General features: G+C 73.6%; 16 protein-coding genes and 1 other RNA gene. 14 read left to right on the top strand and 3 right to left on the bottom strand.

Annotation, left to right across the window (positions count from 1 at the left end; all coding sequences use genetic code 11):
* Window positions 1-48: 48 nt before the first annotated feature.
* Window positions 49-2,925, bottom strand: coding sequence for an FtsK/SpoIIIE domain-containing protein (locus tag OG618_RS14880; protein WP_329487887.1), 2,877 nt, complete (start codon window positions 2,923-2,925; stop codon window positions 49-51).
* Between the two features lie 413 nt (window positions 2,926-3,338).
* On the opposite strand from OG618_RS14880, the gene OG618_RS14875 reads away from it, so the two are divergent.
* From OG618_RS14875 to prfB, 3 genes are all read left to right on the top strand, one after another.
* Window positions 3,339-5,219 (top strand): serine/threonine-protein kinase, encoded by a 1,881-nt coding sequence (locus OG618_RS14875; protein ID WP_329487886.1) that lies wholly within the window; start codon window positions 3,339-3,341, stop codon window positions 5,217-5,219.
* A 213-nt stretch (window positions 5,220-5,432) separates the two neighbouring features.
* Complete coding sequence (locus OG618_RS14870) at window positions 5,433-6,692, top strand: serine/threonine-protein kinase (protein WP_329487885.1); 1,260 nt, start codon at window positions 5,433-5,435, stop codon at window positions 6,690-6,692.
* 57 nt (window positions 6,693-6,749) lie between these two features.
* Window positions 6,750-7,862, top strand: coding sequence for a peptide chain release factor 2 (gene prfB, locus OG618_RS14865; RefSeq protein WP_329487884.1), 1,113 nt, complete (start codon window positions 6,750-6,752; stop codon window positions 7,860-7,862).
* Between the two features lie 63 nt (window positions 7,863-7,925).
* On the opposite strand, the gene OG618_RS14860 is transcribed toward prfB, so the two are convergent.
* The gene (locus OG618_RS14860) at window positions 7,926-8,120 is read right to left on the bottom strand and encodes a hypothetical protein (RefSeq protein ID WP_329487883.1); all 195 of its coding nucleotides are present in this window, start codon (window positions 8,118-8,120) and stop codon (window positions 7,926-7,928) included.
* Window positions 8,121-8,469: 349 nt separating this feature from the next.
* On the opposite strand from OG618_RS14860, the gene ftsE reads away from it, so the two are divergent.
* From ftsE to OG618_RS14820, 8 genes are all read left to right on the top strand, one after another.
* Entirely contained in the window at window positions 8,470-9,159 is a 690-nt protein-coding gene (ftsE, locus tag OG618_RS14855; RefSeq protein WP_329487882.1) for a cell division ATP-binding protein FtsE, read from the top strand.
* Window positions 9,160-9,219: 60 nt separating this feature from the next.
* A complete protein-coding gene (gene ftsX, locus OG618_RS14850; RefSeq protein ID WP_329487881.1) occupies window positions 9,220-10,131 on the top strand; it encodes a permease-like cell division protein FtsX in 912 nt (303 codons plus the stop codon).
* A 113-nt stretch (window positions 10,132-10,244) separates the two neighbouring features.
* Window positions 10,245-11,387 carry a S41 family peptidase gene (locus OG618_RS14845; protein WP_329487880.1) on the top strand — a complete coding sequence of 381 codons (1,143 nt, stop codon included), beginning with the start codon at window positions 10,245-10,247 and terminating at the stop codon, window positions 11,385-11,387.
* Between the two features lie 58 nt (window positions 11,388-11,445).
* Window positions 11,446-11,922 (top strand): SsrA-binding protein SmpB, encoded by a 477-nt coding sequence (smpB, locus tag OG618_RS14840; protein ID WP_329487879.1) that lies wholly within the window; start codon window positions 11,446-11,448, stop codon window positions 11,920-11,922.
* Between the two features lie 110 nt (window positions 11,923-12,032).
* Window positions 12,033-12,414: a transfer-messenger RNA gene (gene ssrA, locus OG618_RS14835) on the top strand.
* A gap of 246 nt (window positions 12,415-12,660) precedes the next feature.
* Window positions 12,661-14,964 carry a HelD family protein gene (locus OG618_RS14830; RefSeq protein ID WP_329492116.1) on the top strand — a complete coding sequence of 768 codons (2,304 nt, stop codon included), beginning with the start codon at window positions 12,661-12,663 and terminating at the stop codon, window positions 14,962-14,964.
* 329 nt (window positions 14,965-15,293) lie between these two features.
* Window positions 15,294-16,766 (top strand): NAD-dependent malic enzyme, encoded by a 1,473-nt coding sequence (locus tag OG618_RS14825; RefSeq protein WP_329487878.1) that lies wholly within the window; start codon window positions 15,294-15,296, stop codon window positions 16,764-16,766.
* A 507-nt stretch (window positions 16,767-17,273) separates the two neighbouring features.
* On the top strand, window positions 17,274-17,555 hold the full coding sequence (locus tag OG618_RS14820) for an HU family DNA-binding protein (RefSeq protein ID WP_030059737.1): 282 nt from the start codon (window positions 17,274-17,276) through the stop codon (window positions 17,553-17,555).
* A gap of 93 nt (window positions 17,556-17,648) precedes the next feature.
* On the opposite strand, the gene murA is transcribed toward OG618_RS14820, so the two are convergent.
* Window positions 17,649-18,989, bottom strand: a complete 1,341-nt coding sequence (murA, locus tag OG618_RS14815) for a UDP-N-acetylglucosamine 1-carboxyvinyltransferase (RefSeq protein ID WP_329487877.1) — start codon at window positions 18,987-18,989, stop codon at window positions 17,649-17,651.
* A gap of 324 nt (window positions 18,990-19,313) precedes the next feature.
* Between murA and OG618_RS14810 the strand changes: the two genes are divergently transcribed.
* The 3 genes from OG618_RS14810 to OG618_RS14800 all read left to right on the top strand — a co-directional run bounded on the left by OG618_RS14810 (window position 19,314) and on the right by OG618_RS14800 (window position 22,094).
* On the top strand, window positions 19,314-19,898 hold the full coding sequence (locus tag OG618_RS14810) for a YqgE/AlgH family protein (RefSeq protein ID WP_329487876.1): 585 nt from the start codon (window positions 19,314-19,316) through the stop codon (window positions 19,896-19,898).
* 110 nt (window positions 19,899-20,008) lie between these two features.
* Window positions 20,009-20,290: a DUF3039 domain-containing protein gene (locus OG618_RS14805; protein WP_329487875.1), complete on the top strand. Its 282-nt coding sequence runs from the start codon at window positions 20,009-20,011 to the stop codon at window positions 20,288-20,290.
* 193 nt (window positions 20,291-20,483) lie between these two features.
* Window positions 20,484-22,094, top strand: coding sequence for a beta-N-acetylhexosaminidase (locus OG618_RS14800; RefSeq protein ID WP_329487874.1), 1,611 nt, complete (start codon window positions 20,484-20,486; stop codon window positions 22,092-22,094).
* Window positions 22,095-22,203 lie beyond the last annotated feature (109 nt).

Below are 22,203 nucleotides of genomic sequence, written 5' to 3'. Positions count from 1 at the left end.
ACGACCGGGGGCGGGGCGGACCGGCGACCGGTCCGCCCCGCCGCCGTGTCAGTGCGTGGCCGCCCGCTGGAGCGCGCTCGCCAGCAGGGCGAGGTCGGTCGGGCCGTTGCCGAGCTCGCGTACCGGCCGGCGGGCCGGCGGGGCACCGAGCTGGAGCGGGTCTATCGCGACCACCGTCGGCCGCAGGGTGGCGGTCCGCGGGATGCGGCCGCTGATCCGGGCGCTCTGGAACGCGGTGACACCGCCGTCCGGCAGCCGCAGATAGCCGCGGCCGGGGGTGTCCTCGCCCAGGGCGGCGGCGTCACCGAGGTGGATCAGCAGGTCCGAGTCGGCCGGGTCGTCGGTGCGCAGCGCGATCCGCAGCAGCGCGGCCTCGTCGACCTCGGTGCCGGCGCTCTCCTCGGGGCGGCCGGTGGTGACGGCGAGGTGGACGCCGAGCGGGCCGCCGCGGCGGGCGACGGCCGCGAGGGCGCGGGCCAGGGGCCGGCCGGCCGGGGAGGTCGGGGCGAGCAGGGCGTCGTAGTCGTCCACCACGACGACCAGCCGGGCGGGCACCACAGGGGCCGGGGCGGCGGCGGACCGGGGGGAGTCGCCGCTGCGGGGGTGGATGATCCTGGCGGTGGTCGCCGGCGCCGTGGTGCCGGCGGCGCCGACCGCGGCGGGTACCGGGACGGCCGGCCGCCCCGCTTCCAGGCCCCGGGCGTCGTCCTGCCCGCGCTCGCCGTCCAGGCCTCGCTCGCCGTCCAAGATGCGGGCCGCGTGCCAGGAGGCGAAGTCCAGGCCGTCGAACAGCCGCTCGCGCAGGGCGAGTTCGTCCTCCAGTGCCTCCGCCGCGAGCAGTGCGGCGCGCGGGTCGGTGGCGGCGTTGACCAGCCCGGTGACGTGCGGCAGTTCGGTACAGCCGTCCAGGCCCTCCTCCGTCGCCCGGCCCTCGATGAGGGAGACGGCCAGCCGCTCGGGCCGCTCGGAGACGGCCAGTGAGGCGACCAGGGTGCGCAGCAGCTCGGTCTTGCCCGAGCCGCGCGCGCCGCCGATGAGCAGGTGCGGGCCGCCCGGGTCGGGCGAGGGCAGGGTGAGCTCGGGGTCGGCGAGGTCAAGGGTGCAGAGCTCGTCGCGGGTGGTGCCCAGCAGGGCGGTGGCGGCGCCGATGCCGCCGGCGTGCGCGGCCCAGCGGGCCGAGAGCTTGGCCGGGGTGACGGTGTCGAGCTGCAGCAGGTCGAGCAGGCGCAGCGCGTCGGGCAGCGGGCCGCGGGCGGCGGGGACGGCCTCGCGCAGCGGGGCGAGGACGCGGGCCAGCCGTTCGGCCCAGACGTCGGAGACGGCGTCCAGCGAGACCTCGTGCAGCGTCTCGCGGCCCCGGGCGACCGGCCGGTCGAGGGAGAGCTGGGTGCCGACCTCGCCGGTGATCAGGGCGGTGGCGCCGACGCCGCGCGGCAGCAGCTCGGGCTGTTCGGCGAGGCAGATCGGGAAGATGCCGACGGCCGGGCCCTGGCGCAGCAGCAGGTCGAGGGCCTGCCGGGCGGCGTCGCCGGGCGGGCGGCCGTCGACCACGACCACGGTGGCGGGGTGGCCGCCGAGCCCGACCGGGCCGCTGAGCCGGGCGGTGAGCTCGGCGAGGCGGGCGGTGGCCTGCTCGTCGTCGAGGCCGATCAGCAGCCGGCAGTCCTGGCCGTCGACGGGGCGCAGGTGCGGCAGCCACAGCGCCCAGGCCCAGGTGTCGACGCGGTCCTGCGCGGGCCGCGCCGGGTCGGCGTCGACCACGACGAGGCTGAGGCCGGTGGGCGGGTGCAGGGCGGCCAGCTGGGCGACGACCGCGCGGGTGAGGGCGTCCAGCCGCTCGCGCGGGCCGCTGAGGCCGAGGCTGCCGGCGGTCTGCAGGTCGAGGGTGACCGGGACGGCGGGCAGCAGCGTGCCGGGGGTGGTGCCGGGCCCGCCGGGCCGGTCGGCGGTGCCGAGGCGCAGGGTGAGCGCGTCGGGGTGGCCGGGGCCGCGCTCCCAGAGCCGCGGGCCCGGGCCGAGGGCGTTGAGCAGCAGGGTGGCGAGGTCGGGCCAGCGCTCGCGCTGGGCGGCGGCCTGCCGGGTGCGGACGGCGGCGTGGTGGCGCTCGGCGCTCTCCTGGCCGGGCGGCTCGGCGCCGGCGCGGCCGAGCCGGAGCGAGAGCAGGCCCCGGCCGCGGCCGGGGGCGGGCTCGGGCGCGGCGGGCGGTTCGGCCACCGGCGGCGCGGGCCGCGCGGGGGCGGGCGCGGCGAGCTGGAGGTGGCCGTTGCCGTCGGGCAGCGCAGCGCGGGCGGGCGCGCCCGGGCCGGACCCGGGATCCGGCGGGGTGACCCGCAGGGTGGACTCGCCGATCCGCAGCAGGGCGCCGCCCTCCAGCGGGACGGCCTCCTCGGGCGGTCCGGGCGGGACGATCCGGCCGTCCAGGGTGGTGCCGTTGGTGGAGCCGAGGTCCCGCACGGTGACCCGGCCGTCCTCCCCGAGGTGCAGCGCGAGGTGGAGGCGGGAGACGTCGGGGTCGTCGAGCGGGACGTCGGCCTCGCCGGAGCGGCCGACCCGGATCTCCCGGCCGTGCAGGCGGTGCACGCCGCCGGCGTCGGGGCCGCCGACCACCCGCAGCTCGGCGGCGGCCGGGCCGTCGTCCGGGTCGTCGGCGGTCGGGTCGGGCTCGTTGAGGCTGAGGACGGCGCCGTCGAGCAGCGGGGGGTGGCCGAGCAGGGTGTGCTCGTCCACCCGGTGCGCCCCGGCGTACAGGTGTACATGGGTGGCGGCTCGTGGGCCGCGCACGCCCACGGCGCCCGCGAGGGCGCCCGCGAGGGAGCCGAGCGCGGTGCCGACGGGCGCGGTGACCAGCACGTCCACGTAGGGGATGGCGGAGCCGGCGGCTGCCGGGCCGCTGCGCGGTCGGAGGACGGTCAGCCGGATCTGCATCTCGCCCGCGGTCCCTTCTGCTGGTGCTGACGCCTGGTGCTGACGCTTGCTGCCCGGGCTGCCTGCGGTGGACGCCCCTGCGGGCGGCTGCGACGACGGTGGGCCACAAGAGTGGCGACTGTCATCCTGCCATCCGTCACCGACAGTCCGCGCACGGTACCGGATTTGACGATCTTGCGATCATCGCCATGGTGGGGGCGACGGAGGGTCAGGTCAACCGTCCCCCCGAACGCCCCGCCCGCCGGCCTCGGGGACCCCCCTAGGGGATGTCCCCCAGACCCGTCCGGAACCCTCGCCGGTCGCCCCGAAAACGTGAACGGACCCGGTTAGAGTGGCCGCAACACGGGCCCGGCAGGCTCACCGCACCTGCGGAGGAGCGCCCCGCGCGGGCGGCACGGCGAGGAGTGCGACAGGTGCGGCCAGTCGGCAGCAAGTATCTGCTTGAGGAGACCCTCGGACGGGGGGCCACCGGCACCGTCTGGCGCGGACGGGTCCGCGCGGATGTCGCGGTGCCCGGCAGCGAGCCCGGGCAGCCGGTGGCGATCAAGGTGCTGCGCGAGGAGCTCGCGGCCGACCCCGACGTGGTGATGCGCTTCCTGCGCGAGCGCTCGCTGCTGCTGCGGCTGACCCACCCCAACATCGTCAAGGTCCGCGACCTGGTGGTCGAGGGTGAGCTGCTGGCCCTGGTGATGGACCTGATCGAGGGCCCCGACCTGGCCCGCTACCTGCGCGGCAACGGCCCGTTCAGCCCGATCGCCGGCGCCCTGCTGATGGCCCAGGTCGCCGACGCGCTGGCGGCCAGCCACGCCGACGGCGTCGTCCACCGCGACCTCAAGCCGGCCAACGTGCTGCTCGCCTCCACCGTGGTGGACGGCACCGAGCAGATGCACCCGATGCTGACCGACTTCGGCATCGCCCGCCTCGCCGACTCTCCCGGCATCACCCGCACCCACGAGTTCGTCGGCACTCCGGCGTACGTCGCGCCCGAGTCCGCCGAGGGCCGCCCGCAGACCTCCGCGGTGGACGTCTACGGCGCCGGGATCATGCTGTACGAGCTGGTCACCGGCCGCCAGCCGTTCCAGGGCGACGGCCCGCTGCAGATCCTCCAGGCGCACCTCGCCCAGGAGCCGCAGCGGCCCTCCACCATGCCCGACCCGCTCTGGACGGTGATCGAGCGCTGCCTGCGCAAGGACCCGGCGCAGCGGCCGAGCGCCGTCGCGCTGGCCCGCGCGCTGCGGGTGGTCGCGGCCGGGGTCGGCGTGCACGCCTCCCCGGCGGCGGTGGACGCGGCGCTCGCGGTGGGCGCGCTGCTGCTGCCGGACCCGCAGCCGGCCGCCGTGCCGGGCAACCCGCCGGGCGTCCTGCCCGACGCCGCCGCGGGCGGGCCGGGTACGGAGGACCGGACCCAGGTGCTGCCGGCCGGCCAGCCGGGCGGGCAGCACTACGACCCGGCCGCCGCGACCCGGGTGATGGGCACCCAGCCGCCGCCGGCCGCCCCGTACGGCGCCGCGGACCGCACCCAGGTGATGCCGCCCACCCCGCCGGGACCGCCGCAGCCGGAGGCGCCGCACCCCTGGCAGAGCCAGCTGCGCGCCGCCCGCGACCGCAACCAGCAGACCGAGATCGGCTACTTCGACCCGGCGGACTTCGAGGCTCCGCCGGTCGCCCCGCCGCCGTACCAGGCCCGACCGGGCGGCCGGCCCGACCAGGGCGGCCAGGGCGGTCAGCCCCGGCCGCAGGGCTACCCCCAGCAGCCGCCGCCGCGCGGCTACCAGCAGGCCCCGCCGCCCGGCTACGCCCAGCGGCCGCCGGTGGCCCCGCCGCCCTACCAGGCGGGGCAGGGGGGCCAGGCCCCCGGCGGCCGCCCGCAGCCGCCGGGCGGCTACAACCAGGCCCCGCAGCACAACCAGGCCCCGCAGCCCTACGGGCAGCAGCAGCCGCAGGCCGGCCCGCCCGGCGGCTACCAGGCCCCGCCGCCGCCCGCGCCGCAGCGCCGGGCGGAGCCGCCCGCCCCGCAGCGGCGGGAGCCCCCGCAGCGCCGCGAGGCACCGCCGGAGCCCGCCCGGCGGGAGGCCGCGCCGGCCCGCGAGCCGCGCCGGCGCAGCCGCAACCGGATGTACATCCCGGGCCTCGGCTGCCTCAAGGGCTGTCTGATGGTGCTGCTGGTGCTGGCCGTGGCGGCGGTGGCGCTGTGGAACTTCACACCGCTCCCGCAGTACTGGGCCGACGTCCAGGACTGGTTCAGCAGTGCGAGCGACTGGGTGAGCAATATCGTCGGCAGCTCCAAGAACTGACCGCGGGGGCCCGGCGCCGCGCCAGGGGCCGGGCCCGGCGGCAACATTGACGCTTTATCGACAATCCACGAGATTTCTCGCCCGTCAGTGCCCGCCGAGCGCCCTCAGGCGGCCCGCGAAGGGCGTTCGGGCGCGTAGGTTGGTCGCTGTTGTCCCGCCCCACCGAGCGCACCGGACCCTCCCCCGCGCGCTCCCGCCGCCCACGGAGCAGCATTGGCACGCAAGATCGGCAGCCGCTACACCGTCCACCAGGTGATCGGCCGGGGTTCCGCCGGGACGGTCTGGCTCGGTGAGGGCCCGGACGGCCCGGTCGCGGTCAAGCTGCTGCGCGAGGACCTCGCCGCCGACCAGGTCCTGGTCGGCCGCTTCGTCCAGGAGCGCGCCGCGCTGACCAGCCTCGACCACCCCCGGGTGGTCGGCGTGCGCGACATGGTGGTCGACGGCAGCGACCTCGCCCTGGTGATGGAGCTGGTCCAGGGCACCGACCTGCGCTCCCGGCTGGAGCGCGACGGCGCGCTCGCCCCGCAGACCGCCGTCTCGGTCATCGCCGACGTCGCCGACGGCCTGGCCGCCGCGCACGCCGCCGGCATCGTCCACCGCGACGTCAAGCCGGAGAACGTCCTGCTCGACCTCGCCGCCGCGCCCGGCCCCGGCGGCGCCCCGCGCGCCAAGCTGACCGACTTCGGCGTGGCCCGCCTGGTCGACGCCCCGCGCCGGACCCGCGCCACCCGGATCATCGGCACCCCCGACTACCTCGCCCCCGAGATCATCGAGGGCCTGGAGCCGCGCGCCGCCGTCGACATCTACGCGCTCGCCACCGTGCTCTACGAGCTGCTGGCCGGTTCCACCCCGTTCGGCGGCGGCCACACCGGCGCCGTGCTGCGCCGCCACGTCACCGAGCAGGTGCCGCCCGTCCCCGGGCTGCCCGACGGCCTCTGGCGGATCATCGCCGAGTGCCTGGCCAAGGCCCCGGCCTCCCGGCTGCGCGCCGCCGAGCTGGCCGCCCGGCTCCGCGAGCAGCTGCCCGCGCTGGCCGGACTGCCGGTGCTCGCCGTCCCGCAGCAGGGCCGGACCCCGGCCGAGGAGCAGCTGACCCCCGGCGAGGCGGTGTACGCCGAGGTGGACGCCGCCCCCGGCGCCCACAAGCGCCGCCGCGGCCCGGCCGTCCCGCTGGTGCCCGGGGTCGCCCCCGACTCCACCCGGGACACCCACACCAGCCTGCGCCGCCCCTCCGCGCAGGAGCTGGCCTCCTACGCCGCCGAGTCCCGGGCGCAGCGCACCGCCCCGGGCGCCACCCACCGCCGGGACCGCCAGGCCCTGCTGCGCCGCCGCCGGCTGCTGGCCGTCCTGCTGGCCACCGTGCTGCTGCTGGCCGGTGCGGCCGCCGCCTGGACGGCCTTCGCCGCCACCGCGCCGGAGGGCGGGCAGGCGCCCCGTCCGGCCGTCCACTCCGCGCCGCCGCGGGCCCCGTAGGAGGCCCGGCGACCCCGGTGTCGCCAGGTGCCCCCCCGGAACCATTACCCTGGGTGCGTGGCAGCCGTCGATCCTTCCGAAGAGCTCAAGAACCTCGACACGACCATGGGGTCGATCGAGGCAGTCCTCGACCTGGACAAGATCCGGGCCGACATCGCGCGTCTGGAGGAGGAGGCAGCCGCCCCCGACCTGTGGGACGACCTCGCGAACGCGCAGAAGGTGACCAGCCGGCTCTCCTTCCTCCAGGGTGAACTGCGCCGCGTCGAAGGCCTGCGCAGCCGCATCGACGACCTGGGCGTCCTGTTCGAGCTCGCCGAGGCCGAGGACGACGCGGACACCCGCGTCGAGGCCGAGCAGGAGCTCGGGGTCGTCATGAAGGCGGTCGAGGAGCTGGAGGTCCGCACCCTCCTGTCCGGCGAGTACGACGCCCGCGAGGCGCTGATCAACATCCGCGCCGAGGCCGGTGGCGTGGACGCCGCCGACTTCGCCGAGCAGCTGATGCGGATGTACCTGCGCTGGGCCGAGCGGCACGGGTACCCCACCGAGGTGTACGACACCTCGTACGCGGAGGAGGCCGGCATCAAGTCCGCGACCTTCACCGTCAAGGCGCCCTACGCCTACGGCACCCTCTCGGTCGAGCAGGGCACCCACCGCCTGGTCCGCATCTCGCCCTTCGACAACCAGGGCCGCCGGCAGACCTCCTTCGCCGGTGTCGAGGTGCTCCCCGTCGTCGAGCAGTCCGACCACGTCGACATCGACGAGTCCGAGCTGCGGATCGACGTCTACCGCGCGTCCGGCCCCGGCGGCCAGGGCGTCAACACCACCGACTCGGCGGTGCGCATCACGCACCTCCCGACCGGCGTCGTGGTCTCCTGCCAGAACGAGCGCTCGCAGATCCAGAACAAGGCGTCCGCGATGAACGTCCTCCAGGCCAAGCTGCTGGAGCGGCGGCGCCAGGAGGAGCGGGCGGCCATGGACGCGCTGAAGGACAGCGGCAGCTCCTGGGGCAACCAGATGCGCTCCTACGTGCTGCACCCGTACCAGATGGTGAAGGACGTCCGCACCGAGTACGAGGTCGGCAACCCGCAGGGCGTGCTGGACGGCGACATCGACGGCTTCATCGAGGCCGGCATCCGCTGGCGCAAGCAGCGCGAGACCGCCGCGAACTGAGCGTGAACGACGGAAGGCCCCCGACGGGGATCCGTCGGGGGCCTTCCGGCTGTCCGTCGTGGCTCAGGCCAGCGCCTGCCGGGCGATCAGTGCCACCGCGATCAGCCCGGCCAGCAGGGCCAGCAGCATCACGGGGGAGAGCGCGGCGAACGGACCCTGCTGCTCCTGCAGCCGGGCCCGGTTGGCGCGGCACACGGGGCAGCGGCCATCGCTCACGCGGCCGTTGCAGTTGGCGCACACCAGATGGTCGCAGGTCATGCGATCTCCTCCTCGCTGCTACTGCCAACGCACCGGACGGGGCTTTGGTTCCTGTTCTTGCCCTGTGCGGGGGAGTGGCCGGCCCCGGCCACCACCTCCACTCTGCCAGGTTCCGACCGTTCCGGCCCCCGGGCTGTGAGATGCCTCCAAATTTTCCGGGCATAACCGGACATTGTCTCCCAAGATGAGGTTTCCGTCCCGGACCGGCCCTGCGAGCCGGACGCCGGTTCGCGTATGGTCCCAAGCCGGGAGCGGCCCTTTCCGCTCCCGCCGCCCGCCCCCGGGCCGGGCGCCCGGGGTGGACCGACCGAGGACTGGCGCCGCCTAGGATGGCCTCCGTGATGCAGCCGTGATCAGATTCGACAACGTCTCCAAGACCTATCCCAAGCAGAACCGTCCCGCCCTGGACAACGTCTCGCTGGAGATCGAGAAGGGTGAGTTCGTCTTCCTGGTCGGTTCGTCCGGCTCGGGCAAGTCCACCTTCCTGCGCCTGTGCCTGCGCGAGGAGCGCCCCAGCACCGGCGAGGTGCACGTGATGGGCAAGGACCTGGGCAAGCTGTCCAACTGGAAGGTGCCGCACATGCGCCGCCAGCTGGGCACCGTCTTCCAGGACTTCCGCCTGCTGCCCAACAAGACGGTCGCGCAGAACGTGGCCTTCGCCCTCGAAGTGATCGGCAAGCCCAAGAGCGCCATCAACAAGGTGGTGCCCGAGGTGCTGGACCTGGTCGGCCTCGGCGGCAAGGAGGACCGCATGCCGGGCGAGCTCTCCGGTGGTGAGCAGCAGCGCGTCGCGATCGCCCGGGCGTTCGTGAACCGCCCGATGCTGCTGATCGCGGACGAGCCCACCGGCAACCTCGACCCGCAGAACTCGGTCGGCATCATGAAGCTGCTGGACCGGATCAACCGCACCGGCACCACGGTGCTGATGGCCACGCACGACCAGGCCATCGTCGACCAGATGCGCAAGCGCGTCATCGAACTCGACAAGGGGCTGCTGGTCCGCGACCAGGCCCGCGGCGTCTACGGGTACCAGCACTGATCCCGTAGGCCGCCGGCCCGTCTCGCCCGACCAGCAACCGACCCTGGAGTTGTTACCCGCATGCGCGCCCAGTTCGTCCTGTCGGAGATCGGTGTGGGTCTCCGCCGCAACCTGACGATGACCATCGCGGTGGTCGTCAGTGTCGCGCTCTCCCTCGCCCTCGCCGGTGCCTCCCTGCTGGTTCGTGACCAGGTGAACTCCATGAAGGGGTACTGGTACGACAAGGTCGAGGTGAGCATCTACTTCTGCACCAAGGCGGATGCCCGCAACTCGCCGCAGTGCCAGGCGGGTGCGGCCACCGACCAGCAGATCGCCGACATCAAGACCCAGCTCGACAAGATGGACTCGGTCGTCCAGTCCTCCGTGTTCGAGGACTCCGCCGAGGCCTACAAGCACTGGAAGGAGATGAACCCGGACAACCCGCTCATCTCCGTCCTCGGGCCGGAGGCCATCCCGCAGTCCTGGCGGGTGAAGCTGAACGACCCGACCAAGTACGACGTCATCCAGAGCGCCTTCGCGGGCAAGCCCGGGGTGAAGTCGGTCGAGGACCAGCGCAAGATCCTGGAGAACCTGTTCGGCCTGCTGAACGGCCTCCAGACCGCGGCCTTCGTGATCATGGTGCTGATGCTCTTCGTCGCGTTGCTGCTGATCGTGAACACCGTCCGGGTGTCGGCGTTCAGCAGGCGGCGCGAGACCGGCATCATGCGCCTGGTCGGTGCCTCGAACTTCTACGTCCAGATGCCCTTCATCGCCGAGGCGGCGTTCGCCGCGCTGCTCGGCGCGGTGATGGCCTCCGGACTGCTGCTCGGCGGGCACTTCTTCGTCCACAGCTGGCTGGCCGAGCGGGTGCAGTTCATCCACTTCATCGGGCTCGGTTCGGTGCTGGCGGTGATACCGCTGCTGGTGGTGGTCGGTATGGGCATGGCCGGCATCGCGGCGTTCTTCACCCTGCGCAAGTACCTCAAGGTCTGACCCCGCACGGCCCTGACGGCCCCGGACGGCACTGCGCCGTCCGGGGCCGTCGGGGTTTCGCCGTCGGCCGATCCGGCCCACCGCCCCGCACGCTGCGCCTACACTCCGATGCCATGCCAGAAACTCCGCGCAGAGCACGTCAGGTGGTCACCCTCAGCCTGGTGTTCGGCGCCGTGCTGCTGGCCGGGGCCGCGACCGGTGCCTGGGGCGACCCGGCCGCGCCGCACCCGCGCCCCTCCGGCGACGCGGCCCCGGCCGCCGTCGCCACGGTCGGGGCCGGCCAGGACCCGGCCGGCGCGGCCCTCTCCGAGCAGCAGGCCGAGCACCTGATCGGCGCCACCGGCGACCGCTGGGGCGCCTACTACAGCGCGCGGGAGTACGCCGAGTTCAGCCAGGGCCTGGACGGCCGCTACCTCGGCGTGGGCCTCTCGGTCGGCCGGGGCCAGGACGGCGTCACCACCGTCTCCCAGGTGCTGCCGGCCGGTCCGGCCGCCGCCGCCGGGATCGCGGTGGGCGACCGGCTGCTGACGATCGACGCGGACCAGGCCGACCGGCTGCCGGTCACCGAAGTGGTCGCCCGGCTGCGCGGCCGCGAGGGCGAGCGCCAGGCCGGCTCCGAGGTGACCCTGACCGTCCGGCGCGGCGATGGCGAGGTCCGCGAGGTCCGGCTGCGGCGGGCCCTGCTGGACAGTCAGCAGGTCGCGGTGGAGCGGCTGGACAAGGGGGTCGTGCGGATCACCGTGCGGGCCTTCACCAGCGGCGTCGCCGAGCAGGTGCGCGCCGCCGTGCACGGCGCCCACGGGGTGGTGCTCGACCTGCGGGGGAACTCCGGCGGGCTGGTCGAGGAGGCCGCCGGCACCGCCGCGGTCTTCCTGGACGGCGGCCCGGTCGGCTCCTACCAGGAGCGCGGCGGGACGCGCGAGCTGACCGCCCCGCCCGGCGGCGACCAGCGCACCCCGCTGGTGGTGCTGGTGGACGGCGGCACCATGAGCGCCGCCGAGCTGCTCACCGGCGCCCTCCAGGACCGCAGCCGGGCCGTCGTGGTGGGCGGCCGGACCTTCGGCAAGGGCACCGTCCAGCAGCCCAGCCGGCTGGCCGACGGCGCGGTGCTGGAGCTGACCGTCGGGCGCTACTACACCCCCGCCGGCCGCTCCCCGGAGGGCGTCGGCCTGGTGCCCGACGTGCCCGCGTCCGGCGCCGAGGACGCCGGCGCGCTGGCCCTGCGGGTGCTCGCCGGCCTCGGCACCCGGACCTGAGGCACCGCGGGTAAAGGAGCTGCCCGCCACCGCGTCGAGGTGCGAGAATGGCGGCGCTATGGCAAAGGAAACCGGACACAAGCTGATCGCGCAGAACAAGAAGGCGCGACACGAGTACACCATCCTCGACACCTACGAGTGCGGTCTCGTGCTCACCGGCACCGAGGTCAAGTCACTGCGCGAGGGGCGGGCCAACCTGGTCGACGGCTATGCCTACATCCAGAACCACGAGGCCTGGATCGACAACGTCTTCATCCCCGAGTACACCCAGGGGACGTGGACCAACCACGCCGCGCGGCGCAAGCGCAAGCTGCTGCTGCATCGGCTGGAGATCCACAAGATCGAGGCGAAGGTCCGGGACGCGGGTCACACCCTGATCCCGCTCTCGCTGTACTTCAAGGACGGCCGGGTGAAGCTCGAACTGGCACTCGCCGTCGGCAAGAAGCTGTACGACAAGCGCCAGACGCTGCGGGAGAAGCAGGACACCCGCGAGACGGCCCGCGCCGTCGCCGCCGCCCGGCGGCGCCAGCAGTGACCCGGCGGCCACGTCGGAGTTAATCCGCTGGACCCTCGCAGGCCGCCTCGCGTAGTATGGCGCCAGCACCACGGACGGTTCGCCGTCCGAGTTGTTTCTCAACAAAACATGGGGATGATCGGTTTCGACAGGGGAAGTCGAAACAGGAGAAGCGAGCCGAGGAACGCGGCAATGATCTCGTTAACCATCTGTCGCAAACAAATAATCGCCAACTCTAAGCGCGATTCCCAGCAGTTCGCTCTCGCTGCCTAATAAGCACCGATAGCGCTTGGGTGTCAGACCGGGGAGTTCCCGACCCGGACCCTGGCATAATCTAGGGAACTCAACCGTCCACCCGGGCTGCGGGGGTGGAGGGGAAATCAAACAGCAGCTGGGCCTGTTGGCGGCTTGTCCGCGTGACCGCCAGGGCCGAGAAAATCACAGCGGACTGCGCTCGGAGAAGTCCTGAATCCACTCCACTGGACCCGGGTTCGATTCCCGGCATCTCCACCACCCCATGTTTGAAGATCGAAGGCCGCCCACCGCTCAGCGGGGGGCGGCCTTCGTGCGTCCCGGGTCCCGTCCGGAGCCTCCCGCGCCACATTCCGGCCCTGGTGCGGCGCGGGGGAGGGGTGGGGGCGTAGGATTTTCCGTCCGCTCGTTTCGCCGGGCCGGACCCCATCCATCGCAGGACGTACGTCAGGGGGCTTCTTGGGCGAGACCGGCTCCACCCAGTACTCCGCCGCAACCACCGAGGCCATGCAGAGCAACACGGACACCACCGCCGTCACCGATTCCGAGACCGTCCGCGAGCGCGAGATCGCCGGGGAACAGCGTCACCTCGACACGGTCTACCACCGCCTGGAGGAGAAGCTCGCCGAGGCCGAGTACATCCTGGAGGACGCCGCCAAGCGCGTGCAGGTCGGCACCCCCGGCGCGCTCGCCGAGCGCGACGCCCAGGTGTACCGAGCCGGCGCGCACCTCCAGCGGCTCAACAACGAATTCGAGGACTTCCTCTTCGGCCGGATCGACCTCCAGCAGGCCGATGCGCCGGAGGAGCACGGCATCCCCTCGGACACCCCGCTCGACCCGGCCGACCCGGCCGTCGCCGAGACCCTGCACATCGGCCGGCTCGGGGTGCTGGACGCCGAGTACGGCCCGCTGGTGATCGACTGGCGGGCGCCCGCGGCGGCGCCCTTCTACCGCGCCACGCCGCTGGAGCCGGGCCGGGTGGTCCGCCGCCGGGTGATCCGGTCCAAGGGCCGCCGGGTGATCGGGGTCGAGGACGACCTGCTCCGCCCCGACCTGACCCCCACCCTGGACGGCCGCGAGCTGGCCGTGGTCGGCGACGGCGCGCTGATGGCCTCGCTCGGCCGGGCCCGCAGCCACTCGATGCGCGACATCGTCTCGTCCATCCAGAAGGAGCAGGACGAGGTGATCCGCGCCGCCGCGGCCGGGGCCACCCTGGTCACCGGCGGCCCCGGCACCGGCAAGACCGCCGTCGCCCTGCACCGCGCCGCCTTCCTGCTCTACCAGGACCGCCGCCGCTACGCCGGGGGCATCCTGGTGGTCTCCCCGACCCCGCTGCTGGTCTCCTACACCGAGGGCGTGCTGCCCTCGCTCGGCGAGGAGGGGCAGGTCGCCGTCCGCGCGGTCGGCTCGCTGGTGGACGGCATCGAGGCGGGCACCTACGACACCCCGGAGGCGGCCCGGATCAAGGGCTCGGCCCGGATGACGCAGCTGCTGCGCCGGGCCGCCAGGGGCGCCCTGGAGCTGGGCGCGCCGCAGGAGCTCAAGGTGGTCGCCCGCGGCGAGGTGCTGCGGCTGGACGCCGGCCGGCTGAAGGCCGTCCGCGGCCACGTGATCGGCTCCGGCGGCACCCCGCTGAACCTGCTGCGCCCGCGCGCCCGCCGGCTGCTGCTGGACGCCCTCTGGCAGGAGCTCACCCGGCACCTGCCCAGGCCCGCCGACCACTACGCCCGCGAGCAGCGCCAGGAGGAGAAGGAGTCCTTCGACGACTACGTCTCGGACGAGGCGCCGTTCCTGGACTTCCTGGACGCCTGGTGGCCCGCGCTGACCCCGCGTCGGGTGCTCGCCACGCTGAAGCAGAGCCGGCACACCAACCGGATCGCCCGTCGCGCCGTCACCCCGGAGGAGGCCAGGGTGCTGGCCGGCTCCTGGCGGCACCTGTCCGAGCGCGGCGAGGGCGCGCTGTCGGCGCACGACGTCGCGCTGGTGGACGAGCTCCAGGTGCTGCTCGGCGAGGCGGCCCGCCCGAAGGTCCGCGAGGTGGACGCGGTGGACCTGCTGAGCGGGCTGGACGAGGTCACCACCTTCGCCGACCGCAGCTCCAGACAGCGGGAGAAGGTGCCGGTGGAGCGCACCGAGTACGCGCACATCATCGTGGACGAGGCGCAGGACCTCACCCCGATGCAGTGGCGGATGATCGGGCGCCGCGCCCGGATGGCCACCTGGACGATCGTCGGCGACCCGGCGCAGTCCTCCTGGCCGTTCCCGCAGGAGGCGCAGGCCGCGCTGGACGAGGTGCTGGCCGGCAAGCCGCGCCGGCGGTTCACGCTGACCGTGAACTACCGCAACCCCGCCGAGATCGCCGAGGTCGCGGCCAAGGTGCTGGCGCTGGCGGCCCCGGGCACGCCCTCGCCGAGCGCGGTGCGCCACGTCGGCGTGGAGCCGCGCTTCGCGGCCGTCACCGATCCGTCGCCCCGGGCCTTCGGCGCGGCGGCCCGGGCGGAGCTGGAGCGGCTGCTGGCGGAGGTGGACGGCACCGTGGCGGTCGTCGTGCCGATGGACCGGCGGGCCGAGGCGGCGGGCTGGATCGAGGGTCTGGGCGCCCGGGCGGTGGCCCTGGGCAGCCTGGAGGCCAAGGGCCTGGAGTACGACGCGACCGTGGTGGCCGACCCGACCGGGATCGCCGGCGAGTCGGAGGCCGGTCTGCGGGTGCTCTACGTGGCCCTCACCCGGGCGACCCAGCGGCTGACGGTGCTCTCCGGTCCGGACGACCTGCCGGACGCGGCCGGGGTGCCGGCGCTGCTGCACGGCTGACCGACCGTCGCGTGCCGCGGGCACGAAGAAGGCCCCTCACCGGTGGTGAGGGGCCTTCAGACGTTGATGACACCGACCCGCCATGCTCGCCTCGCGGCAAGTGGTCCCTCGAAGGGACGAAGGTTGGGCCCGGGGGCTTGGATCGAGCCGGTGTCCCGTCCAATGTAACGCATCTGCCCGGGGAGGCAAGAAGTTGTCGAGTCCGCACACTCAATGAACGTTATTTCTGGCTTCGCCCTGGTAGGTGCGACGATCGAGGTCTAGCATGCGCAGGCGAAGGGCTTCAACATTCTGTTGAAGCAGCTGACGGACGGAAGAAGGAAACGTCGATGGCGACGGTGCCCAGTGTCTCCAACTCGATCACGGTGCGGCTGGAGGTCCCGGCCAGGGGCAACGCCGTCAGTGCGATCACCACGGCGGTCGAGTCCTCCGGCGGCTCGGTCACCGGCCTCGACGTGACCGCCTCCGGCCTGGAGGCCCTGCGGATCGACGTGACGGTGGCCGCGTCCTCGGTCGCGCACGGCGAGGAGATCGTCGAGAAGCTCCGCACCATCGACGGCGTGTCGATCGGCAAGGTCTCGGACCGCACCTTCCTGATGCACCTCGGCGGCAAGATCGAGATGTCCTCGAAGCTCCCGATCCGCAACCGTGACGACCTGAGCATGATCTACACCCCGGGCGTCGCCCGGGTCTGCATGGCGATCGCCGAGAACCCCGAGGACGCCCGCCGCCTGACCATCAAGCGCAACAGCGTCGCCGTGGTCACCGACGGCTCCGCGGTGCTGGGCCTGGGCAACATCGGCCCGGCGGCCGCGCTGCCGGTGATGGAGGGCAAGGCGGCCCTGTTCAAGCGCTTCGCCGGCATCGACGCCTGGCCGATCTGCCTGGACACCCAGGACACCGACGAGATCGTGGCCATCGTCAAGGCGATCGCCCCCGGCTTCGCCGGCATCAACCTGGAGGACATCTCCGCGCCGCGCTGCTTCGAGATCGAGGCCCGGCTGCGCGAGGCCCTGGACATCCCGGTCTTCCACGACGACCAGCACGGCACCGCGATCGTGGTGCTGGCGGCGCTGACCAACGCGCTCAAGGTGGTCGGCAAGGAGATCGGCGACATCCGGGTGGTGATGTCGGGCGCCGGCGCCGCCGGCACCGCGATCCTCAAGCTGCTGCTGGCGGCCGGCGTCGAGCACGCCACCGTCGCGGACGTGCTGGGCGTGGTCCACCAGGGCCGTGAGGACCTCAACGACTCGCTGCGCTGGATCGCCGAGCACACCAACCGCTCGGGGCGCACCGGCAGCCTCAAGGAGGCCGTGGCGGGCGCCGACGTCTTCATCGGCGTCTCGGCCCCGAACGTGCTGGACGGCGACGACCTGGCCACCATGGCCGAGGACGCGATCGTCTTCGCGCTGGCCAACCCGGACCCGGAGGTCGACCCGGCGATCGCCCGCCAGACCGCCGCGGTGGTCGCCACCGGCCGCAGCGACTTCCCGAACCAGATCAACAACGTGCTGGTCTTCCCGGGTGTCTTCCGCGGCCTGCTGGACGCGCAGAGCCGGACCGTCAACACCGAGATGATGATCGCCGCCGCCCGCGCGCTGGCCACCACCGTCGCGGACGACGAGCTGAACGCCAACTACATCATCCCGAGCGTCTTCCACAAGGACGTCGCCAAGACCGTGGCCGCCGCCGTCCGGGACGCCGCCCTGGCCGGCCCCCAGGAGGAGCAGGCGCCGTCCCGGCCGACCCCGGGCATCGTCGGCACGCTCGACACCTCGTCCTTCCCCGTCTTCAAGCTCTGATGGCGGTACGCGACAGGTGTCGCGGATCGGTCAAATGACCGATTAGCGTCCTTACCCGCCCAAGTCCGCCCCGAACCCTTGCGACACAAGGGCGAGGGGCGTGTTTGGGCTTGTCGGGCCTAGGGCGTACGGTAGCCCTGCACGGGGCAGGCGTGTCCGACAAGTACGGAACGTCCCCCTGGTCTTCCGGCGCGTCGTCCCGACCGCCGCCCGCGCCCGGTCCGCCGGAGCCGACGGAGCGTCACACCTCCGGCGGGCGGGCTTTGTTCGGGTGGCACGGCCGGGGCCCGATTGGCTTTCTCGGGGCCGGTCGGGGCAGGATTCGTATCCAGGCAGGCAGACGGGCCGTCGACGGCACCGACCGCGGCACAGGGCGCGAACCCGGCCTGCGACCACGCATTGCCTGAATGAGCACTGTGTGCGGACCTGCGGCCTGTCCGGGTGCCCCCGGAGGGGAGCACCGATGGGCCCCCGCACACCGCAAGCGAACAGACCACAGGAGTACACATGAACCGCAGTGAGCTGGTGGCCGCGCTGTCCGAGCGCGCCGAGGTGACCCGCAAGGACGCCGACGCCGTTCTGGCCGCCTTCGCCGAGATCGTCGGCGAGGTCGTCGCCAAGGGCGACGAGAAGGTCACCATCCCCGGTTTCCTGACCTTCGAGCGCACCCACCGCGCTGCCCGCACCGCCCGCAACCCGCAGACCGGTGAGCCGATCCAGATCGCGGCCGGCTACAGCGCCAAGGTGAGCGCGGGCTCCAAGCTCAAGGAAGCCGCCAAGGGCGCCTGAGCAATCCCTTGAACGCCGAGAGGCCGGGTTCCCTTCGGGGAGCCCGGCCTCTCGCCGTGCGGCCGGGCTCCCCGAAGGGAACCCGGCCCAGGGTCAGGCGGTGACCAGCCGCTCGTTGGGCAGCTCGACGTGGGCGCCCAGGTCGCGCAGCTTCTCCATGAAGTTCTCGTAGCCGCGGTTGATCAGGTCGATGCCGTGGACGGTCGAGGTGCCCTCGGCCGCCAGCGCCGCGATCAGGTACGAGAAGCCGCCGCGCAGGTCCGGGATGACCAGCTCGGAGCCCATCAGCTTGGACGGGCCGGAGACGACCGCGGAGTGCAGGAAGTTGCGGGCGCCGAAGCGGCACGGGGTGGCGCCCAGGCACTCGCGGTAGAGCTGGATGTGCGCGCCCATCTGGTTCAGCGCCCCGGTGAAGCCCAGCCGCGACTCGTACACCGTCTCGTGCACGATGGACAGGCCGGTCGCCTGGGTCAGCGCGACGACCAGCGGCTGCTGCCAGTCGGTCTGGAAGCCGGGGTGCACGTCGGTCTCCAGGGCGATCGCCTTGAGCTCGCCGCCCGGGTGCCAGAACCGGATGCCCTCGTCGTCCACCTCGAAGGCGCCACCGACCTTACGGAAGGTGTTGAGGAAGGTCATCATCTCCAGCTGGCGGGCGCCGCGGACGTAGATGTCGCCCTTGGTGGCCAGCGCCGCGCAGGCCCAGGAGGCGGACTCCAGGCGGTCCGGCAGGGCGCGGTGGTTGTAGCCGGAGAGCTCGTCCACGCCGGTGATCAGGATCGTCCGGTCGGTGCCCATGGTGATGATCGCGCCCATCTTCTGCAGCACGCAGATGAGGTCGACGATCTCGGGCTCCACGGCCGCGTTGCGCAGCTCGGTGACGCCCTCGCAGAGGACGGCGGTGAGCAGCACCTGCTCGGTCGCGCCGACCGAGGGGTAGGGCAGCTCGATCCGGGTGCCGCGCAGGCGCTGCGGGGCCACCAGGTAGGTGCCCTGCGGGTGCTTCTCGATGCTGGCGCCGAACTGGCGCAGCACCTCGAAGTGGAAGTCGACCGGGCGGCCGCCGATGTCGCAGCCGCCGAGGCCGGGGATGAAGGCGTGGCCGAGGCGGTGCAGCAGCGGGCCGCAGAAGAGGATCGGGATGCGCGAGGAGCCGGCGTGCGCGTCGATGTCGGCGACGTTGGCACTCTCCACGTGGGAGGGGTCGAGGATCAGCTCGCCGTCCTCGTCACCGGTGCGCACGGTGACTCCGTGCAGCTGGAGCAGGCCGCGGACCACCTTGACGTCGCGGATGTCCGGGACGTTGCGCAGTCTGCTGGGGCCCTGCCCGAGGAGGGCGGCGACCATGGCCTTGGGGACCAGGTTCTTCGCACCGCGGACGCGGATCTCGCCTTCGAGCGGGTTTCCGCCGTGGACCAGCAGGACGTCGTCGGTCATCGTTCTCGCAATCCGGGGTGCCAGAGGAGTGGGTGCGGCTCCGGGTGGGAGCCGGGCGGTGGACCGGTCGTACGGGCGCGCTCGGGCCCCCGGCGTGACCGAGTCGGCACCGCATAAGGGCGTCCACCATCAGTAGATGGTAGTAGGCGTATCGGTGGTTCCCGTCTGCCTCTCCCGTGATGGTGCTCCCGTCCGGGGGTGTCGCGCCCGCCGGTGCGTCCGTACGGGTGTTCGCGCCGCCGTCCGCGGCGGGTGGCGGGCCCTCGCCGGCCGGCTTCGCGTCGAGGTGTCCGGCCCCGGTGGTTCTGCGGGATCATGTGAGACATGACGGCGGCCCATACGCACGGAGGCCGGTCGCACACCGGCCGATTGCTCGTCGCTACGCCCGTGCTCACCGATCCGAACTTCGCCCGGGCGGTGGTGCTCCTCCTCGACCACGACGCCGAGGGGGCGCTCGGTGTGGTCCTCAACCGGCCGACGCCGGTCGAGGTGGGCAGCGTGCTGGACGGCTGGGGCGGTCTCGTCGGGCACCCCGCCGTGGTGTTCCAGGGCGGCCCGGTGGCGCTGGACTCCGCGCTCGGCCTGGCGGTGGCACCGGGGGAGCCGGAGACCGTGGAGCCGCTCGGCTGGCGCCGGGTGCACGGGGCGATCGGCCTGGTGGACCTGGAGGCGCCGCCCGAGGTGCTGGCCGGTGAGCTCGGCGGCCTGCGGATCTTCGCCGGGTACGCGGGCTGGTCGCCGGGGCAGCTGGAGGCGGAGCTGGGCACCGGGGCCTGGTACCTGGTCGACTGCGAGCCGGGGGACATCTCCAGCCCGGAGCCGGAGCGGCTGTGGCGCGCCGTGCTGCGCCGCCAGCGCGGCCCGTTGGCGCTGCTCGCGACGTACCCGGACGACCCCACGCTGAACTGACCCGAGGGCCGGCCGGCGGGCCGGTCCGCGCCGCCCGCGGCGGCCCCGCGGGCGCGGCCGCCGGCACGACACTGGCCCGGTTTCCCGGGGCGCCCATAGACTTGGCACCTATGAGCACTCTTGAGCCCGAGCGCGGCCTCGGCACCGGCACCCTGGTCGAGCCCGTCCCCCAGGTGTCCCACGGGGACGGCGACCACGAGCGCTTCGCGCACTACGTCCAGAAGGACAAGATCATGGAGAGCGCGCTCTCCGGGTCTCCCGTGGTGGCGCTCTGCGGCAAGGTCTGGGTGCCCGGGCGCGACCCGAAGAAGTACCCGGTCTGCCCGATGTGCAAGGAGATCTACGACGGCATCGGCAAGCCCCAGGACGGCAAGGGCGGCGACGACAAGTAGCCCGGCCGCCTGGCCCGGCCGGGTCGCCCGGCCCGGGACGGCGCCGACCCGTCCGCACGGCGCGGTTCCGCACGGCACCGTTTCGCACAGCGCTGTTCCGCACTGCGCCGTTTTGCACGGTGCCGTTTTGCACTGTGCGGCATTGTGCAAAGTGGTCTATGCCAATTGACCGGGCCGGGGGCAGGATGGCGGAATGGACCTCATTCCCGCCCCCTTGAGTTCCGTCCGCCTCCAGGACCAGGACTTCCCCCTCGACCGCTCCACCACCCTGACCGCGCCGCCGGAGCTGTCCGGGGCCGAGCGGTGGCTGCGCACCGCGCTGACCGCCGCCACCGGACTGCCGCTCGGTCCCGGGCGGCCCGGCGAGGGCATCGAACTGGTCCACGACGCGGCGCTGGCCGGTGAGGCGTACCGGCTCTCGGTGCGCCCCGGCCGCGCCGTGGTCACCGCCGGCGGCCCGGCCGGCGCGCTCTGGGGCGCGCAGACCCTGCGCCGCCTGCTCGGCCCGGACGCCTACCGCCGGGCGCCGCTGCGCGACACCGGCTGGGTGCTGCCCGGCGTCGACATCGAGGACGCCCCCCGCTTCGGCTGGCGCGGCGCGCTGCTGGACGTCGCCCGACACTTCCTGCCCAAGTCCGACGTGCTGCGCTTCATCGACCAGCTCTCCGCGCACAAGCTCAACGTGCTCCACCTGCACCTGACCGACGACCAGGGCTGGCGGGTGGAGATCAAGCGCTACCCGAAGCTCACCGAGCTGGCCTCCTGGCGGGAGCGCTCGATGGTCGGCTACCGCTCCGCCCAGCGCCGCGACGACCGCCCGCACGGCGGCTTCTACACCCAGGACGACCTGCGCGAGATCGTCGCGTACGCCGCCGAACGGGCGATCACCGTCGTCCCGGAGATCGACCTTCCGGGTCACTCCCAGGCCGCGATCTCCGCCTACCCCGAACTGGGCAACACCGACGTGGTGGACACCGCCGCCCTCGGGGTGTGGACGGACTGGGGCGTGAGTCACAACGTGCTCAACCCCTCCGAGGCCACCGTCCGCTTCTTCGAGGGGGTGCTGGAGGAGGTCCTGGAGCTCTTCCCGTCGGAGTTCGTCCACCTGGGCGGCGACGAGTGCCCGAAGGAGCAGTGGAAGGACAGTGCCGCGGCCCAGGAGCGGATCCAGGAGCTCGGGCTGAGCAACGAGGACGAGCTGCAGAGCTGGGTGATCCGGCACTTCGACCGCTGGCTGGCCGAGCGCGGGCGCCGGCTGATCGGCTGGGACGAGATCCTGGAGGGCGGGCTGGCACCCGGTGCGGCGGTCTCCTCCTGGCGCGGCTACGGGGGCGGGATCGCCGCCGCGCAGGCCGGGCACGACGTGGTGATGTGCCCCGAGCAGCACGTGTACCTGGACCACCGGCAGGCCCCGGGCGAGGACGAGCCGGTCCCGGTCGGCTTCGTCCGCACCCTGGAGGACGTGTACCGCTTCGAGCCGGTGCCGGCGCAGCTCGACGAAGCCGCGGCCCGCCGGGTGATCGGCACCCAGGCCAACCTGTGGAGCGAGTTCATGGACAGCGCCCGGGACGTCGACTACCGGGCCTTCCCCCGGCTCGCGGCCTTCTCGGAGGTGGCCTGGTCCGCGCTGCCCGCCGACCCGGCCGAGCGCGACTACGCGGGCTTCGAACGGCGGATGGAGTCGCACCGGGCCGTGCTGGACGCGCTCGGCGTCGAGTACCGCCCGGTCGACGGGCCGCACCCCTGGCAGCGCCGGCCCGGGGTGGCCGGCCGTCCGATCGAGGGTGCGCCGCCGGCGGTCTGACCACGATCGGCCACCGGGCTCCATGGCGACCGGGAACTTCTGAGTGGTCATCCGACGTCAAGAACAGATGAACATCTGCTCCGGTCCGGTTTCGGGCCGGAGCAGATAC

The organism is Kitasatospora sp. NBC_01246, from assembly GCF_036226505.1.
In the GTDB taxonomy this organism is placed as follows: Bacteria; Actinomycetota; Actinomycetes; order Streptomycetales; family Streptomycetaceae; genus Kitasatospora.
This window is presented reverse-complemented; position numbering and strand designations above follow the sequence as displayed.